12 protein-coding genes are annotated in these 17017 nt (G+C 67.5%); 7 read left to right on the top strand and 5 right to left on the bottom strand.

Annotated elements, in window-relative coordinates:
* Positions 1–429 precede the first annotated feature (429 nt).
* On the top strand, positions 430–1890 hold the full coding sequence (locus tag FJV41_RS19080) for a fibronectin type III domain-containing protein (protein ID WP_181790761.1): 1461 nt from the start codon (positions 430–432) through the stop codon (positions 1888–1890).
* 94 nt (positions 1891–1984) lie between these two features.
* Here the strand turns inward: FJV41_RS19080 and FJV41_RS19075 are convergent, their stop codons facing one another.
* Together FJV41_RS19075 and FJV41_RS19070 are read right to left on the bottom strand one after the other, a co-directional pair.
* Positions 1985–2653 carry a Vgb family protein gene (locus tag FJV41_RS19075; RefSeq protein WP_141643941.1) on the bottom strand — a complete coding sequence of 223 codons (669 nt, stop codon included), beginning with the start codon at positions 2651–2653 and terminating at the stop codon, positions 1985–1987.
* Between the two features lie 33 nt (positions 2654–2686).
* Entirely contained in the window at positions 2687–3907 is a 1221-nt protein-coding gene (locus FJV41_RS19070; RefSeq protein ID WP_141643940.1) for a tetratricopeptide repeat protein, read from the bottom strand.
* Positions 3908–4021: 114 nt separating this feature from the next.
* Between FJV41_RS19070 and FJV41_RS19065 the strand changes: the two genes are divergently transcribed.
* Genes FJV41_RS19065 through FJV41_RS19055 form a run of 3 tightly spaced genes read left to right on the top strand, consistent with a single transcriptional unit; the run spans position 4022 to position 6615 of the window.
* Positions 4022–4729 carry a DUF899 domain-containing protein gene (locus tag FJV41_RS19065; protein ID WP_141643939.1) on the top strand — a complete coding sequence of 236 codons (708 nt, stop codon included), beginning with the start codon at positions 4022–4024 and terminating at the stop codon, positions 4727–4729.
* Positions 4719–5051 carry a hypothetical protein gene (locus FJV41_RS19060; protein WP_141643938.1) on the top strand — a complete coding sequence of 111 codons (333 nt, stop codon included), beginning with the start codon at positions 4719–4721 and terminating at the stop codon, positions 5049–5051. The genes FJV41_RS19065 and FJV41_RS19060 overlap by 11 nt, the downstream gene beginning before the upstream one ends.
* A 10-nt stretch (positions 5052–5061) precedes the next feature.
* Positions 5062–6615 carry a hypothetical protein gene (locus tag FJV41_RS19055; protein WP_141643937.1) on the top strand — a complete coding sequence of 518 codons (1554 nt, stop codon included), beginning with the start codon at positions 5062–5064 and terminating at the stop codon, positions 6613–6615.
* A 65-nt stretch (positions 6616–6680) separates the two neighbouring features.
* Here the strand turns inward: FJV41_RS19055 and FJV41_RS19050 are convergent, their stop codons facing one another.
* Positions 6681–7217 (bottom strand): GNAT family N-acetyltransferase, encoded by a 537-nt coding sequence (locus tag FJV41_RS19050; protein ID WP_141643936.1) that lies wholly within the window; start codon positions 7215–7217, stop codon positions 6681–6683.
* A gap of 168 nt (positions 7218–7385) precedes the next feature.
* On the opposite strand from FJV41_RS19050, the gene FJV41_RS19045 reads away from it, so the two are divergent.
* Complete coding sequence (locus FJV41_RS19045; RefSeq protein ID WP_181790759.1) at positions 7386–7814, top strand: ester cyclase; 429 nt, start codon at positions 7386–7388, stop codon at positions 7812–7814.
* A gap of 140 nt (positions 7815–7954) precedes the next feature.
* On the opposite strand, the gene FJV41_RS19040 is transcribed toward FJV41_RS19045, so the two are convergent.
* Positions 7955–8326, bottom strand: coding sequence for a hypothetical protein (locus FJV41_RS19040; RefSeq protein ID WP_141643934.1), 372 nt, complete (start codon positions 8324–8326; stop codon positions 7955–7957).
* A 384-nt stretch (positions 8327–8710) separates the two neighbouring features.
* On the opposite strand from FJV41_RS19040, the gene FJV41_RS19035 reads away from it, so the two are divergent.
* Complete coding sequence (locus tag FJV41_RS19035; RefSeq protein ID WP_141643933.1) at positions 8711–10414, top strand: serine hydrolase domain-containing protein; 1704 nt, start codon at positions 8711–8713, stop codon at positions 10412–10414.
* Positions 10415–10450: 36 nt separating this feature from the next.
* On the opposite strand, the gene FJV41_RS19030 is transcribed toward FJV41_RS19035, so the two are convergent.
* Entirely contained in the window at positions 10451–11647 is a 1197-nt protein-coding gene (locus FJV41_RS19030) for a serine hydrolase domain-containing protein (protein ID WP_181790757.1), read from the bottom strand.
* A 289-nt stretch (positions 11648–11936) separates the two neighbouring features.
* Between FJV41_RS19030 and FJV41_RS19025 the strand changes: the two genes are divergently transcribed.
* Positions 11937–16883 (top strand): RCC1 domain-containing protein, encoded by a 4947-nt coding sequence (locus tag FJV41_RS19025; protein WP_181790755.1) that lies wholly within the window; start codon positions 11937–11939, stop codon positions 16881–16883.
* The last annotated feature ends 134 nt before the right edge of the window (positions 16884–17017 follow it).

Here is a 17017-nt window from a genome sequence, read left to right as displayed (position 1 = left end):
GTGGGGGCGGAGGCGGTGGAGGCTTGGGCCATGCGACAACCTTGCGGCGAATGCGATTCAGGAAACCGAATGACATGTGAGACCTCCCATTCCAATTCTCGGGAGTTGATTCAGGAGGGTGCGGGAGCTGCCCCGTGGGCTGAGCCGGGCGATGACTTCAGAACGCTTGTTCTCAAGCGGCTCTTTCATTGTGAAGGTCAAACTTTGACCTGGATGGATACGTAAATCCTGTCGTCATTGTTGCCCCGGGTGCGGGGCCTTAGGCTGCGGCGTGTTTCCATCCATGGAATGACATTTCAGGAGGTCACCGTGACGCGTCGTGTACTCATGCCTTTCGCCGGCTTGTGCAGTCTTCTGTTGAGCCTCTGCGTGGGGTGCGGCGTCTCATCCGCTCCTGGTGAGGAAGAAGCGCTGCCAGAAGCCGCCCGTGTGTCGAGCCCCCTGGCGGACACCGAGGCCCCTCCCGTCCCCACGGGCTTGAGCATCCTCGCGGCGAACAGCGGTGTCATCCTGTCGTGGGACCCGAGCCCCGCGGCGGACCTCAAGGACTACGCGGTCCGCTACCGCGTCGTTGGACAGACGACGCCGTCCTACAAGTGGGGAGTGGGCGCGCCGCCCCTGACGCTCCCGGGGCTGGTGAATGGAGTGACCTATGCCTTCGAGGTGAAGGCCCAGGACACCTCGGGCAATGCCTCGGCGTACTGCACCGCGGTGAACGCCACGCCGACGCCCACCGGGCCGGACGTGACACCTCCCGTGGTGCCAGGACAGCTCGTGGCGACTCCAGGCGACACCGTGCTCGGACTGACCTGGAGCGCCAACACCGAGCCGGACTTCCGGCGGTACACGGTGAAGTACCGCGCCGCGGGGGCCGCGACCTACAGCTACCGCTACAGCCTCACCCAGCCCCTGGTGACGCTCACGGGGCTGGTGAATGGCACGACCTACGAGCTGATGGTGAAGGCCGAGGACCTCTCCGGCAATGCCTCGGCCTACGCGACGCCCATCACCGCCACGCCCGCGGCGAGCACGCCTCAGTGCCCGACCTTCGGCGCGCCGGTCAATCTGACGCCGCACAACGTCGCCATCCTCACCGATGCCTCGGGGCTCGCGGCCAGCAGGGCCAACGCCCAGGTCGTCTGGACGCACAATGACCGGTGTGGCGCCAGCGGCGGCAACTGCGTCGAGCACGTCTACGCGCTGAGCGCCGTGGACGGCCATTTCCTGGGCACCTACACCCTGTCGAGCAACCCGAACCTGGATTGGGAGGACATGGCCATGGGCCCCGGCCCCGTGAGCAGCGTGGACTACGTCTACGTGGGGCGCATCGGTGACAACAATGGCCTGCCGAGCGTGCGGGAAGTCGTGCGATTCCCCGAGCCGACCGTCAGCGTGGCCCAGGCGCCCGTGACGGTGCCCGTGAGTGGCGTGGAGCGCTTCCCGTTCACCTATCCAGGCGGCGTGGCGCCCAACGCGGAGGCGATGTTCGTGGACACCCAGGGCGACATCTACATCGTGACCAAGGCGCCGTCGGGACACTCGCAGGTGTACCGCTATGCCGTGCCGCTGAACGCGCCGGGCGTGTCCCGGACGCTGGAGCTGGTGGCGGAGCTCGACTTCCTGCCGGGCTCGACGGCGGAGGAGGACCGCGTGGTGACGGGAGGCGCCATCTCCCCCGACGGCGGGGAGATTCTCATCAAGACCTATACGCACACCTTCCTATGGAAGCGACAGGCGGGGCAGAGCGTCCCGGCGGCGCTGCTGGGGACCCGGTGCGAGGTGACGAACCCCGGCTATTCGGAGGCACTCACCTTCGCGCCTGATGGCAGCGCCTTCTTCTCGCTCGGTGAGGGGAACACCAAGGCGCTCAAGCGCGTCACGCGGCTGTAGACCCTGACGACACCGCGCCGCCGTCCCTCGGGTGAACCCGCCGGACCTCCCATCGCGGAGGCTCCAGCGAGGCGTGCGGTCTTCACCCAGTTCATCAGCGGCGCGAGCGTCGAGGCCGCCTCACGGCGCGCACCTTGCCGCTCGCGCCGCCACCCGCGTAGAAGAGGTCGCCCCTGTCCGCTTCGAGCCCGGTGACGCTCACTCCCTCGGGCAACGTGAGCCTGACGAGCACGCGGCCGTCAGCCGGGTCGATCCGCCGGATATCACTCGCGCCGTCTTCCAGGGTGCCGTGCCAGAGTTCCCCCTCCGCCCACGTCACGCCCGTGACAAAGCGGTTGGACTCAATGGTGCGCAGGATGGCGCCCGTCTCGGGGTCGATTCGATGGATTCTCCGGCCGCGATACTCACCCACCCACAGCGAGCCCTCGGCCCAGGTGAGCCCCGAGTCACTGCCATTGCCCGGAGCCGGGAGCGTCTTCAACACCTGTCCCGTCTCGGGGTCGATCTTCCGGATGAGCCCTCCGCCGAGCTGAAACAAATGCCGCCCATCGAAGGCGGTCCCCGCGTCACACGCGACGGCGAGCGTGCGCACGGGTTCACCACTCGCCGGGTCGAAGGCCTGAAGCGTTTCGCCGCCAGCGAACCAGACCTGTGCGCCGTCGAACGTCACGCCGTGGACGCGCGAGGCGCCCTCGAACGGGCCGTACTCACGGACGACCTCCGCTGGCTGTGTCTCCTCCACCTCGCTCCGAGTCTTGTCCATGTCCGCGCTCCTTCCGATGTCCCGTGGTCCGCTCTACCCAGGGAAACCCGAGGTGGGGAGTAACAAGGTCGTCGTGAAGCCGCTGACCGGGGGAGCCACCCAGCGTCTCGCGCGGCCACGCCCCAGACCCTGGACCTGTCCGGCCTCTTCCAGCGTGGCGAGCGCGCGCTGCACCGTGCGCTGACTTGCCCCCAGCGCGAGCGCGAGCGCGGAGGTCGACCAGTGCTCACCGTCCGCGAGCAGCGCCAACACGGCCCCGTCCGCCCCCTCGACGGGCGGCGTGAGGACCCGGACCTCCACCGGACGCCGGGGAACCAGGACGAAGCCGCGCGGGGTCGCCTGGATGTCCACCAGGTCGCGCGACTGCGTGCGCAGACGACCCAGTTCCACGCGCAGGCGCGCGCGATGCGAGGCATTCACCCGCCGCGCTCCGAACACGTGCCAGACGAGCGCGTCGCGTGAGGCGTCACCCGGCCAGGCCTCGGCCAGCACCCGCAGGAGCGCGAACAGCACGGGGCGCGTGGACAGCGACACGACCCGCGAGCCCGAACGGAACACGCGACGACAGGCGTCAACGACGAGGTGCTCCGAGCCGAGCAGGGACTCGACCTCGTCGAGCAAGACAGGCCGCGCCTCGCCCCGAACGACGACTCGCGCGGCGGGGATGCTCAGGACCCGGGCCGCATGCTCGACCTCGGCGCCAAGCGCGGGGATGCGCGCGTTCCGGGCGGCGACGCGTGCGTGTTCGAGAGCGGTGCGGGCGGAGCGAATCTCCCCCCGGCGCAACGCCACCTCGAACGACAGCAGCCGTGCGAGCGTCGAATGCATCGCGGGCGCATCGCGCGGGTCGAGCTCGGCAATCAACCGCTCGGCTGCATCGACACGTCCCAGCACCAGGGCATGCCGTGCCTGCAACAGGCGCGTGTAGCGCGCGTTCTCGGAGTCGCCATGGAGTTCGAAGGTTCGCAGCGCCTCGACGAGCACGAGTTCCGCGCCTTCGAAGTCGCGGGATGCGAGCGCCACCTCCGCCTCCGCGACGCCGCAGCGCGCCCGCGCAAGGACGTCCCCGGAGCCATAGGCGCGCGCGGCACGCTTCAACAGATGCAGGGCCCTGGGGAACTCGCCCAACTGCGCCATCGCGACCCCTCTCAGGGCCAACGCCGGAGCGTCCTCTCGGAGCGCCACGCGTTGAAGCGCACCGAGTGGGTCTCCCTCACGAAGCGCCCGAGCCGCCACGGTGACCAGCACATCCATGCCGCGCATCCTCCAGCACCCCACCTGCGTTGGGAAGCCCGTCGCCTTTGTTACTCCCGCCCCACGCCCGCCACCCATTACGTCTGGAGTCCCCAATCCCCGTGGAGGAATCACGTGACACCCGTCATGACGGAATCGAAGAGCGAGTGGCTCGCCGCACGCAAGGAACTGCTGGCGAGGGAGAAGGCCCTCATGCGCATGCACGACGAGCTGAGCGCCACACGCCGCGCCCTCCCCTGGCTGCGCGTGGCCGAGCCCTATGTGTTCAACGGCCCCGACGGGCAGGAGACGCTGGCGCAGCTCTTCGCGGGCCGAAGCCAGTTGGTCGTCTATCACTTCATGTTCGCGCCAGAGTGGGAGGCGGGTTGCAAGAACTGTTCGTTCTGGGCGGACTCCTTCAACGGAGTCGTCGAGCACCTGGCCCAGCGGGACGTGAGCTTCGTCGCCATCTCCCGCGCGGCGCTGCCCAAGCTGCAGGCGTTCCAGCAGCGAATGGGCTGGCGCTTCAAGTGGCTGTCATCCCAGGCCAACACCTTCAACTTCGATTTCAACGTGTCGTTCCACCCGGACGAACGGGAGCGCGGCGAAGCCGTCTACAACTACGGACCGCTACGGGAGTCCAACTCAGACATGCCGGGCATCAGCGCCTTCGCGAAGGACGAGCGCGGCGACGTCTTCCACACCTACGGGACCTATGGACGAGGCATCGAGGTCATCAACACGGCCTACCAGGTCCTGGACCTCGTCCCGAAGGGCCGTGACGAGGACGGGCTGCCTTGGCCGATGCAGTGGGTGCGACTGAGAGACCAGTATGGCCGCTGACCCGTTGACACGCCGCCCGGCGGTGGGCGCGCCGGGCGTGTCGCTGGCCCTGGGGCTGCTGGCCGCGCTCATCCCGAAGTGCCCCCTGTGCATCGCCGCGTATCTGTCGCTGCTCGGGGTGACGGTCGGCGTGGCTGGAGTCATCGGGACACACCTGCGACTCGCGGGCTTCACCGTGGCGGCCCTCTCGCTGGGGTTCATCCTCGTTCGTCGCCTGCGCGGTGCCCCACCACCTCCAGGGGTTGTTGGAGACGGGCCGCCGCGCCCCACTCAGGACCCGGCGTCTGGAGGCGACGCTGCACACGCGCCACCTGCTTGCTAGCGTAGCGCGCATGCGAAGACCCATTGTGCTCGTGCTCTTTCCGCTGCTCTCGACGTTCGCCTGCGCGCCCATGCCTTCCGAACCCGATGACGAAGGCACTCGGACTGGCGAGGCGGCGCGGGAGGCCACGACTCCGCTCCGCGCGAAGGCGCTCGGCCGGATGCGGAACGCGGCGACGTACTTCCATGACCAGGTGGCACGCCAGGGCGGCTATGCGTGGCATCACAATGCCAACAACCTGAGCGAGCGCTGGGGCGACATCCAGCTCGACGAAGCGCAGATCATGATTCAGTCGCCCGGCACGTCGGACGTGGTGATTGCGTTCGTCGAGGCGGCCCTCGCGGACCCGGCCACACCCGCGCTCAAGACGTACGCGACGGACGCGGCGATGGCGCTGCGTCATGGGCAGGTCAAGTCGGGAGGCTGGCGGCTCTACGCGGACTTCAAGGCGACGCCGACGCTGAAGGGGTGCTACCGCCACACCACGGCGAGCTGTAGCTGCGGCGGCTGTACGACGACGACCTACGACGACCAGACCACCCAGAACGCGCTCATCGCGATGATGCGCGCCGACCAGCTCCTCGGGTTCGCGAACACGACTATCTCCGACGCCTCGTCCTACGCCCGCGCGCGGGTGGAGACCTCGCAGTTCCCGACGAATGGTGGATTCCCCCAGGGCTTCACCGGTCCCGTCGCCGCGCGACCGGCGCTCACGGCCAGCTACCCGCCCTCCATCGGGACCTCGTGTGGCCTCGCGAACTGTTATGCGAATACCTACACCCACGAGTACTGGGATGACCCGACCCTGAACGACAACCTCGCGACGGCCTTCGTGGAGATGCTGAACTGGGCCCAGGAAATCTATCCCGCGCAGGCCACGACCTATCAGGGCATGCGCACCGCGTTCGGGGGATTCCTTCGCCGGGCACAGATGCCCCAGCCCCAGCCCGCCTGGGCGCAGCAATATGACATCCAGATGCAGCCGCGCTGGGCGCGCAACTGGGAGGTTCCAGCCATCGCCGGTCAGGAGAGTCAGGACGCCATGTGGGCGCTGCTTCGTCTCTACCAGCTCGACCCCAGCGTGCCGGCGAACCGCGACGCGGTCGGCACCGCGCTCGCGTACCTGGAGACCGTCGATCATGCGAACGACACGCTCATCCACCGCTACATCGAACTGGATGACACCTCTCCGGCGAACACGGGCTTCTTCACGGTGAAGCCCGGCGGCTACCCTGTGCGGTTCTCCCAGGCCCCGCCGACCTACCAGAACTATGGGTGGGAGGGTCCGTCCCAGCTCGTCGCCCTCCGCGCGGAGTACAACCGGCTGGCGAGCGACACGACGGTGATGAAGCGCTCGTGCCAGCAGCTCCGCGCCGACACGGCCCAGGCCGTGGATGCGACGGTGAACAACGAGAAGTGGCTGACAACCTACAGCCCGAGCGGTCCGCGAAGTGGCGCCACGCCGGGTGACTATCTCGACACGAGCACGTTCGTGCGGAACCTGCGCACGCTGGCCGAGTTCGTCACCCGCACGACGACCGACTGCACCGCCTGGAACTACTGAGGGGCGTGGCCTTCAAGCCATCCCCCCTGCGCCGAGCCGCGAAAGCCCCTGAGCCGCGGGCGGGCTCAGGGCCCCATCGGGCGCAGGCGCGCGTAGAGCGCCTGGTCATGCACGGTGCCGTCCTTGACGGCGCTGCGCCGCAACAGGCCCTCGCGCTGGAAGCCCGCCTTCTCCAGCACCCGACACGACGCGACGTTGTCGGCGAAGGGCAGCGCGAACAGGCGGAGGAGGTCGGTGTTCGCGAAGGTCCACGAAGAGAACGCGTCGAGCGCGCTGCTGGCGATTCCCCGCCCCCACAGCGACTGCCCGAGCCAGTACCCCACCTCCGCCGAATAGCGCTCGACGTCCTTGCCGGGAATCAGCCCCATGGAGCCCACCGCGGCGCCGTCCACCTCGATGGCGAAGTCCGTGGGAGGCAGCACGGCTCCCGCGTAGCTCACCCACCCCGCGGCATCCTCGGCCGTGTAGGGGTGGGGAAACCGGTCACGGAGGTTGCGCCACACCTCGCGGTTGTTGGCGTGCTGAACCAGGGACGCCTCGTCACCGCGTCGCCAGGGACGCAGGACACAGGGACCACATTCGATACGAAGCGGCAGGGACATGGGAGGAATACGATTCCAAGAGCGTGGTGTTGCCTCAAGAGAATAGACGCGCCACGCGCCCTGGAGCGGCCAAGCGGGCATGACGCGCGGCCGCTGTCCGATTCGTGCAAGACACGCGCGGAAGCCATGGAGAGACTCCCACACCCACGCTCCTCACCAGGACATCCGATGCTCATTACCGCCAAGGACGCCGCGCGCCGGTTCTACCCGCGGCTCGAAGAAGCCATCCACTCCGGCGACTTCAGCCTCCTGGATGACGTCATCCAGCACGACGCCATCGACCATCATCCAGACCCCGACATGAAGCCCGGGCGCGAGGGCATCAAAGAGGCCTTCGCCGGCTTGCGGACCGCGTTTCCCGACGTTCGCTTCGTGCTCGAGGACCTGGTCGCGGAGGGTGACAAGGTCGCCTGTCGCGTCCTGCCCCGAGCCACCCACCTGGGACCCTTCATGGGATTCGCGCCGACGGGACTCCCGGTGGCCTACACCGTCCTCGACCTGCTGCGCTTCTCCGCCGACGGCCGGCTGCTCGAACGTTGGGGGCTCGTGGAAGAGTCCCACCTGCGTCAGCAGCTCGCACGCGCCCCGCGCCGCTGAGGCGAATCGCAACAGCATGCCGGCAACCGCGCCGCCAGGGCGCTGCGTCAGCACACCCTCAGGGGCTTGCCTGACAAAGCACACCGGGGCAGTTCGAGGGGCTCAAGTCCCCTCCCCAACAACGATTGGCCTTGGCCGAGTTATCTTCGCTTGAGCTTCGCACGATAGGACACGTAGCGAGGAGTGACACCGCTCTCGGGCGTTGATCCCGGTGGCAGGAACCCGAGCTCCAGCTCGGCCGTCTCCAGGGCCTCTTTCTTGAGCGCGGAGCCTCGGATGACCACCTCGAGAATCAAGGATTTTTCTCGCGGCGAGAGCTTCTTCCCTCCCATGAGCTTGGGAAACTTCTGGGCGAACTGCGGAACGTCGTAGATGGCGATGTCTGGTGAGAATGGCTTCGATGAGGTCGCATTGGTCACGGGGTTGTACAGCTCCCCTCCAGCGGTCAGCTTCACGTCGCCAATCACAGGCATGCTCGTCGGAGGTGCATCCGTGGGTTCGACGAGCCACACCAGCCTACGGCCTCCCGAAGCGGTGCCATGCCGTGTCTGACGCTCAGCCTGAGTCAGCTCCGTGACTGACAACAGGGTCACTTGGGCGCCTTCCAGGAACCCCAGACGCGTGAAGGCGACAGTACACTCGGAACCGCTTGCTATTGCACGCGCCAACGAGTTCGAGCCCGACTGGCGCCCGGAACAGGTGGCTGCTCGAACACCCACAGGGACTCGAGGCCCATGTCCAGCGTCCTTCGCGCCCGGCGGCTCACCGCCTGAAACGCGCGGTTCACCGACGCCTGGCGGGGCTTCGCAGATATGCCCCGCGCGGGGCGGAGGGCTCGGGAATCCTCCCTCTCGTCGCGGGGCGGCTCGACGTCCCGCTCGAGGAGCCTCCTTCGCATGCGACTTCCCCGTTCTCTTCTTCTGCTGGCCCTCGTCGTTCAGTGGGTCCTTCCCGGAAGCATCGCCAGTGCCCAGACGCCACGGGGCTCTCGGGCCCAGCGTCATTCACGCGTCGACGCCATCTTCTCGCCATGGAGTGGCAAGGCCACGCCCGGCTGCGCGGTGGGTGTCTCTCGCGACGGCGTGGTGGACTACGCGCGGGGCCATGGCATGGCGAATCTGGAATACGACGTCCCCATCACGCCGCGCTCCGTCTTCAATCTGGCCTCTGTCACCAAGCAGTTCACCGCGTACTCCATCGGGCTGCTCTCACAAGACGGCAAGTTGTCGCTGGACGACGACATCCGCAAATACCTGCCGGAGATACCCGACTACGGCAAGACCATCACCATCGCGCACCTGATGCACCACACCAACGGGTTGCGCGAGCAGGGTCAGTTGCTGAGCCTTGCCGGCTTGCGCGGCGACGACCTGAACACCGAGGCGGACATCCTCGAGGTGCTGACCCGGCAACGCGGTGTGAACTTCGAGCCGGGGACGGAAATCCTGTATGGCAATGCCGCGTACACATTGCTGGCGGTCATCGTGCACCGCGTCTCCGGCAAGCCCCTGCGGGCATTCGCCGACGAGCGGCTCTTCAAGCCGCTCGGAATGACCGACACCGGGTTCCAGGAAGACCACAACGCGGTCGTTCCCAGGCGCGCCATGGGCTACTTCCCCCGCGAGAGCGGCTGGGGAATCAGCATGCCCAACAACGACCACTACGGCGCCAGCAATCTGCTCTCCACTGTCAGTGATTTGCTGAAGTGGGAGCAGAACCTGCTCGATGGGCGCGTCGGCGGGCCGGCCTTGAAGGCGCTGATGCAGACCTCCGGCAAGCTGAACAATGGCACCGAGACGCGTTATGGCGGTGGCTTGCATGTGGCGGAGCATCGCGGTCTGCGCACGGTGCGACATGACGGCACGGGTTCCGGCTTCCGCACGGAGGCCGTCCTCTTCCCCGACCAACGGCTGGCCATCGTCGCGTTGTGCAACAACGGCTCGATTGCGGTCACGGACCTCGTGTGGAAGGTGGCCGAGGTGTATCTGGGTGACCTCCTGAAGGACACCCTGCCGCCCGCCGTCGCATTTCCGGAGGCGGAGCTGTCCGCGCTCGCCGGCAACTACTGGAGTCCCCTGACGGATGAAGTCGTGCGGCTGGAGGTCAAGGACGGAGCGCTGCGCGAGGTCGGCATGCCCAAGGCCTTCGTCCATATTGGCGATGGCGCGTTCCGCCCGGGCGAGTCGACGCATGTCTGGCGCTTCGTGGCGCCGACGCCCCAGGCCCCACGCGAGCTGCGCATCCGGGATGCCTGGCCCACGACGAGGGACTTCATCCGCCTGAGCGCGCCCATGCCCACGCCCTCGGACCTGGCGGCGTTCGTCGGCCAGTATCGCGGCGAGGAGGTCGCCATGACCTACACGGTGCGCATCGCGGACGGAAAACTGGCCGTGCGCTGGCCCCGTCGGGACGAGGTCGTGCTGGAGCCCGTGGGTGGGGACCGGTTCATCGGCTCGCTCGGAGCGGTGACCTTCACACGGGCGGCCTCCGGAGGCGTGGATGGATTGCTGGTCAGCAGCCGACGCCTGCGCCGGTTTCGCGCGGAGCGGATGGAGGCACCGCGACCCACGGGGGCGGCTCGCCAGGCTTCCGGCCCCTGAACAGCGGCTCTCTGGCCGGCCCACTTCGCTCGAGGCTCAGGGCCGTCCCGCGCGGTCCAGGATGGGCACGAGCACCGCGGCCAGGTCTCCCAGCACATTGATGCTCCCCGTGACGTAGCGGCCCGTCGCGGGGACATGGAGCATGAAGCTCTGGTAGCCCGCCGTGCCGCCCAGATGTCCGACGGCGACAACGCCTTGGGACTCGAGCCGCATCACCCCGAGCCCGTAGCCGACCAGTCGTGACTCGGGGTCGGGCGCCGATTGGAACGCGAACATGGCCTCCAGCGTCTCCCTGCGCTCGAAGAGCGCACCAGCGCGCAGCTTCTTCCAGAAGGTGAGGAGGTCGGAGACGGTGGTCACCAGGGCGTGACCGCCAGAAGCCCCGGCCATCGACGGGTCGACGACGGTGAGGTCCGCCAGCGCACCGTCGAAGGGAACGTAGCCACGCGCGCAGGGCGCCGGGCAGTCCAGGTCTCCCGGCTCGGGCACGCGTGTGTGGGAAAGCCCCGCTCGCTCGATGACCCGCTCTCGGACAATCTCGCGCCAGCTCCGGCCTTCCGCGGCCGAGAGGATTTCGCCGAGGAGCACGTAGTTGGTGTTCGAGTAGCCATACTGGGAACCGGGAGGGAAAGCCGAGGGCCGTGCTCCGGAGATGCCGAGAATCTCCTCGAGCGTCCAGCGGTGCTCCGGGTCCGCCATGATGGCCATGTTCGTCTCGTCGGTGACCCACTCCGGAATGCCCGAGCGGTGACCGAGCAGCATGGCCACGGTGATGGCTCCCGCATTCTCGATACGGTCCGTCACGCTCGCCGGCAGTCGCTCCGTCAGGGTGTCATCCAGCGCGAGCGTGCGCCGTTCGACGGACTGGAGCACCGCGGTGGCGACCAGGCTCTTGAGGATGCTGCCCGCGCGGAAGCGGTGCTGCGCGGACATGGGCTGATTCCGCTCGACGTCGGCGACGCCCGCGACCCCCAGCCACATCGGGCCTTTGTCCGAGGCAACGGCCAGCGAAACCCCAGGCGTCACGCCCTTGGCGACGGCGTCCTCGAGAATGGCTTGAAGGTCCGCGTGCAGCGTCGTGGGTTCTTCTTCGTCGTCGCCGCAACCACTGACGGCTCCGGCCAGGGCGAGGAACAGGACGAGGGAGAGCGAGGTGAAGCTCGGCCGTCGCGCGGGCCCCTGTTCGAGTGAATCACCGTGGCGGACTTCGAGACTCCGGGTGTGGATGTTCATGCACAGGGAACACCGCTCGGCTGCGGAGGTGTCACCCCCCTCTCTGGGGTCGAACATGACAAACCCAATCATGGACCGGGAGAATCCTGACTCACGCAGGGTAGAACCTACCCTGCCAAGGAATTGCTAACACCTGCCATCCAGCCATCACATACTGAAGCCAGCCACATCCCTCCTCCAATTTAGAAAGGCCCGCCACGTGACATACCCGGCCCTGGCAGACCTACGCCCTCGTCTCGCGTCACTCCTGGCTTTCATCCTCATGGCTCTCGGCTGCGGTGAACCCACCGTGGTCGCCCAAGCGGATGAACACCTCGGCTCGAAGCCCCAGTCGCTCAGTTCGGTGCGGGTGACCCAGGCCCTGGCGGCAGGGGCCTACCACTCACTTTTCTTGAACAAACATGGCGAGGTCTGGGCCTGGGGACAGAATGGAGCCGGACAGCTTGGCACGGGGGCCACCAGCAGCACCGCCCAGCCATCTCTCGTCCCTGGAATTCCTCCCATCAAGGCGCTGGCGGCTGGAATTGCCCACTCCGTCGCGCTGGATGTGAGCGGCAACGTCTGGGCCTGGGGACAGAATACCAGCGGGCAGGCGGGGCTCGGCAGCACGGGAGGCAGCGTCCTGGTGCCGACGCGCGTCGCCGCGCTCTCAGACATCCAGGCCATCGCCGCCAACGGCAACTACTCCCTGGCGCTGAGCGCCGATGGGCGGCTGTGGGCGTGGGGGCAGAATACTTCTGGCCAGATAGGCACGGGGGCGACGAGCGCCGCGGTCGCCACGCCCGTGGTGGTCCCCCATTTGCCGACCCTCCGGGTCATCGCCGCTGGCATCAATCACGCGATGGCGTTGGATGCGGATGGCGGGGTGTGGGCCTGGGGCCAGAACACCTTCGGTCAGGTGGGCACTGGCGCGACCAGCGCCACCGTGTTGTCGCCGGTGTTGGTGACTGGAATTCCCCGCGCGACCGCCGTGGCGGCGGGCTCGGGGCACTCCCTCATCGTCGATGCGCAGTTCGGAAACGTGTGGGGCTGGGGGCAGAACAACTTCGGACAGGTGGGCACCGGCATCGCCTCCACGTCGCCCGTCCTGGCGCCCACGCCCGTCAGTGGAGTCTTCGCCGTCACGGCGCTGGTGGCCGGACACAACAGCTCCTTCGGCATCATCGGTAACGGGGTGGCGATGGCCTGGGGCCACAATGCCTCCGGTCAGCTCGGCAACGGCACGACGACCCATAGCGCCACGCCCGTGAATGTCGCGGGCCTGTCGGACGCGAGGGCCCTGGCGGCGGGGGCCCAGCACGTGCTGGCGGTGCGGCCCGGATGCCCGGTGTGGGCCTGGGGAAACAATGGCCAGGGGCAGCTGGGCACGGGCAGCACCACCCCTTCGACGTCGGCGGCGCCGGTCTCCACGACGCTGACCCAGACGTTCTACTTCGACGGCGACCAGGACGGCTTCGGGGACGAGTTCCTCACGGAGCAGGCCTGTGAACCCTCCCCTGGCTTCGTCCAGGAAATCGACTGCAATGACTACATGTCCACCACCTACCCCGGCGCACCGGAGGTCTGCAACGGAACGGACGACAACTGCGACGGCGAGGTGGATGACGGCAATCCGAGTGGAGGCGAGAGCTGCGCGACCGGCCAGTTGGGGGTCTGCGCGACCGGCACCACGGCCTGCACCGAGGGCAACGTGGTGTGCCAGCAGAACCAGTCCGCCTCCGAGGAGCAGTGCGATGGGCTGGACAATGACTGCGATGGCTCGGCGGACGACGGCAATCCAGGCGGTCTCGCGGCGTGCACGACGGGCGCCGAGGGCGTCTGCGGCGCGGGAGTGACGTACTGCACGCACGGCGCCATCGAATGCGCGCCGGTGCAGGGGCCCTCGACGGAGTCCTGCGACAGCCTGGACAACGATTGCGACGGAACCATCGACGAGGGGGTGAAGACCACCTTCTACCGTGACGCGGACGGAGACAGCTTTGGCAGCCCCAGCCAGACCACTCAGGCCTGCTCGGCGCCCGCTGGCTACGTCGCCAACGCCAGCGACTGCGACGATGGAAATGCCGGCACGCGGCCTGGAGCCTCGGAGACGTGCGACGGCGTGGACAACAACTGCAACGGCACCGCCGACGAAGGGGCGAAGACCACCTTCTACCGTGACGCGGACGGCGACAGCTTCGGCAGCCCCAGCCAGACCACCCAGGCCTGCTCGGTCCCCGGCGGCTACGTCGCCAACGCCAGCGACTGCGATGACGGCAATGCCGGCACGCGGCCCGGAGCCTCGGAGGTGTGCGACAGCGTGGACAACAACTGCAACGGCACCACCGACGAAGGGGTGAAGACCACCTTCTACCGTGACGCGGACGGCGACAGCTTCGGCAGCCCCGGACAGACGACCCAGGCCTGCTCGGTGCCCGGCGGCTACGTCACCAACGCCAGCGACTGCAACGATGGCAATGCCGGCATCCGCCCAGGCGCCTCGGAGGTGTGCGACAGCGTGGACAACAACTGCAACGGCACCACCGACGAAGGGGTGAAGACCACCTTCTACCGTGACGCGGACGCGGACAGCTTCGGCAACCCCAGTCAGACCACCCAGGCGTGCTCGGTGCCCGGCGGCTACGTCACCAACGCCAGCGACTGCGACGACGGCAATGCCGGCACCCGGCCTGGAGCTTCGGAGGTGTGCGACAGCGTGGACAACAACTGCAACGGCACCACCGACGAAGGGGTGAAGACCACCTTCTACCGTGACGCGGACAGCGACAGCTTCGGCAGCCCCAGCCAGACCACCCAGGCCTGCTCGGTGCCCGGTGGCTACGTCGCCAACGCCAGCGACTGCAACGATGGCAATGCCAGCATCCGCCCAGGCGCCTCGGAGGTGTGCGACAGCGTGGACAACAACTGCAACGGCACCACCGACGAAGGGGTGAAGACCACCTTCTACCGTGACGCTGACGCGGACAGCTTCGGCAGCCCCAGCCAGACCACCCAGGCCTGCGCGGTGCCCGGCGGCTACGTCACCAACGCCAGCGACTGCGATGACGGCAATGCCGGCACCCGGCCCGGAGCCTCGGAGGTGTGCGACGGCGTCGACAACAACTGTGACACCCTGGTCGATGCGAACCCGGGAGGATTCGTCTGCGCTGCTACCGACCTGCCGCTCGTCGCCACTGGAGCTTCGCACTCCATCGTGGTGCGCCACGATGGCACCGTGAGGGCCTGTGGCCGAGTCAGTGACGGACAACTCGGCGATGGAATCATTCCTCGAAGCTTGACCCCCGTACAGACACGGAATTTGACCGGCGTCGTCGCGCTCGCGGCGGGCGACGCACACACCGTCGCCGTGCGACAGGACGGCACCGTCTGGGCGTGGGGCTACAACACCACCGGTTGGCTTGGAGATGGAACGAGCGGCTGGCGCTCGTCACCAACACAAGTGCAAAACCTCTCCGGCGTCACGGCCGTTGCCGCCGGCCTCCGTCATACCGTGGCACGTCGACAGGACGGCACTGTCTGGACATGGGGCAGCAACAACTATGGCCAACTCGGAGATGGGACAGGCTCCGGCCGGCCCACCCCCGTACAGGTCCAGAACCTGACCGGCGTCACCATGATTGCCGCGCACTGGAACCACACCCTGGTACTCAGACAAGATGGAACCGTCTGGGCATGGGGCGACAACTACTACGGTCAACTCGGTGATGGAACGACAACCGAACGTCCAACGCCGGTGCAAGTCCACAACCTCTCCGGCGTGACAGCCATTGCTGCTGGCTGGGAGCACAACATGGCGTTGAAAGCGGATGGCACCGTATGGGCTTGGGGCGACAACGGCGACAACCAACTCGGCGACGGGACGACCATCGACCGCCTCACACCCATTCAAGTGCCTGGCCTGTCCGGAGTCACCGCTCTTGCCGCGGGCTGGCGTCACTCCATGGCACTGAAGGCAGATGGCACAGTGTGGACCTGGGGTTCCAACTTCGATGGCCAACTCGGCGACGGGACGGGCACCAGCCGAACGACGCCGGTGCGAATCCAAGGATTGTCCGACGTGAGAGCTATCGCAACAGGCGCAAATCACAGCCTGGCACGGCGACAGGACGGTACGACCTGGACATGGGGTGACAACGCCTATGGCCAAATCGGCGACGGGACGACCACGGACCGCTCCGCACCGGTGCGGGTACAGGGGGTGTCCAGCATCATGGTCCTCGCCGCGGGAAGGGAGTACTCCGTCGCACTGAGACAAGACGGAATCCCCTGGGCCTGGGGCAACAACGTAGATGGACAGCTCGGGGATGGATTCACGCACTGGCGCACGCACTTCGTCCAGGCGGCTGGGCTGACCGGCGTGACGACCGTTGCGGCGGGCGACGACCACTCCCTCGCGCTGCGGCAGGACGGCACGGTGTGGGCCTGGGGCTCCAACGCATTCAGCAGTCTGGGCGACGGGACAAGCATTGACCGCGCAACCCCCGCGCAGATACAGGTCCCGTCTGGCCTGACAGCCATCACCGCGGGCCGCTGGCACAGCGCGGCGCTGAGAAATGACGGCACCGTCTGGGCCTGGGGTCTTGACGAGACTGCGTCCGGTTGGCGTCGCACGCCGACGCAAGTGCAGGGCTTGTCGGGAGCGACAGCCATCGCCGCGGGTGACTCGCACACCGTGGTGCTACGGCAGGACGGGACCGTCTGGGCCTGGGGCGACAACTGGTACGGCCAGCTCGGCGACGGGACGACAACCAAGCGCTCATCGTCCGTACAAGCCCAGGGCTTGTACGGCGTGAAGGCCATCGCGGCGGGTAGTGACCACACCGTGGCGCTGCGTCAGGATGGTACCGTTTGGACCTGGGGCGACAACGTCTACGGGCAACTCGGCGACGGAACGACCATCGACCATTTGACGCCAGTGCAGGTGCAGGGTTTGTCTGGCGTGGTCGCCATCGCAGCCGGTGATTGGCACACCGTGGCGTTGCGACAAGATGGCTCACTCTGGGCGTGGGGAGGAAATCACTCGAGCCAGCTCGGCGACGGCACGACCACCAGTCGCACAACCCCGGTCAAGGTGCTGGGTGTTCACGGCGTCATTGCTCTCGCAGCGCATGGCAGTCACACCGTGGTCATGAGGCCTGATGGGACGCTCTCGACGTGGGGAGCCAACGGCTATGGCCAGCTCTGCGACGGGACGACCACCTCCAGGTCCACACCCGTCCACGTGCCAGTCCCGTGATGACCGCCCCGTCCTCACTTCGGTCCTGAACAGGCGGGTCGACACCTCGGTCGACGTCGGACCGCATGCCGTACAGGCGAAGGGCCTCTCGCTTCAGTGACATGAGGGGCGCCCGTGATGTCGCGGGCGCCCTG

It is taken from the genome of Myxococcus llanfairpwllgwyngyllgogerychwyrndrobwllllantysiliogogogochensis (assembly GCF_006636215.1).
GTDB classification, from domain to species: Bacteria; Myxococcota; Myxococcia; order Myxococcales; family Myxococcaceae; genus Myxococcus; species Myxococcus llanfairpwllgwyngyllgogerychwyrndrobwllllantysiliogogogochensis.
This window is presented reverse-complemented; position numbering and strand designations above follow the sequence as displayed.

Coding starts and splice junctions, on each gene's coding strand:
- FJV41_RS19075 (WP_141643941.1), bottom strand. CDS start 2,653: ATGGACAAGACTCGGAGCGAGGTGGAGGAGACACAGCCAGCGGAGGTC.
- FJV41_RS19070 (WP_141643940.1), bottom strand. CDS start 3,907: ATGGATGTGCTGGTCACCGTGGCGGCTCGGGCGCTTCGTGAGGGAGAC.
- FJV41_RS19060 (WP_141643938.1), top strand. CDS start 4,719: ATGGCCGCTGACCCGTTGACACGCCGCCCGGCGGTGGGCGCGCCGGGC.
- FJV41_RS19055 (WP_141643937.1), top strand. CDS start 5,062: ATGCGAAGACCCATTGTGCTCGTGCTCTTTCCGCTGCTCTCGACGTTC.
- FJV41_RS19050 (WP_141643936.1), bottom strand. CDS start 7,217: ATGTCCCTGCCGCTTCGTATCGAATGTGGTCCCTGTGTCCTGCGTCCC.
- FJV41_RS19045 (WP_181790759.1), top strand. CDS start 7,386: ATGCTCATTACCGCCAAGGACGCCGCGCGCCGGTTCTACCCGCGGCTC.
- FJV41_RS19035 (WP_141643933.1), top strand. CDS start 8,711: ATGCGACTTCCCCGTTCTCTTCTTCTGCTGGCCCTCGTCGTTCAGTGG.
- FJV41_RS19030 (WP_181790757.1), bottom strand. CDS start 11,647: ATGAACATCCACACCCGGAGTCTCGAAGTCCGCCACGGTGATTCACTC.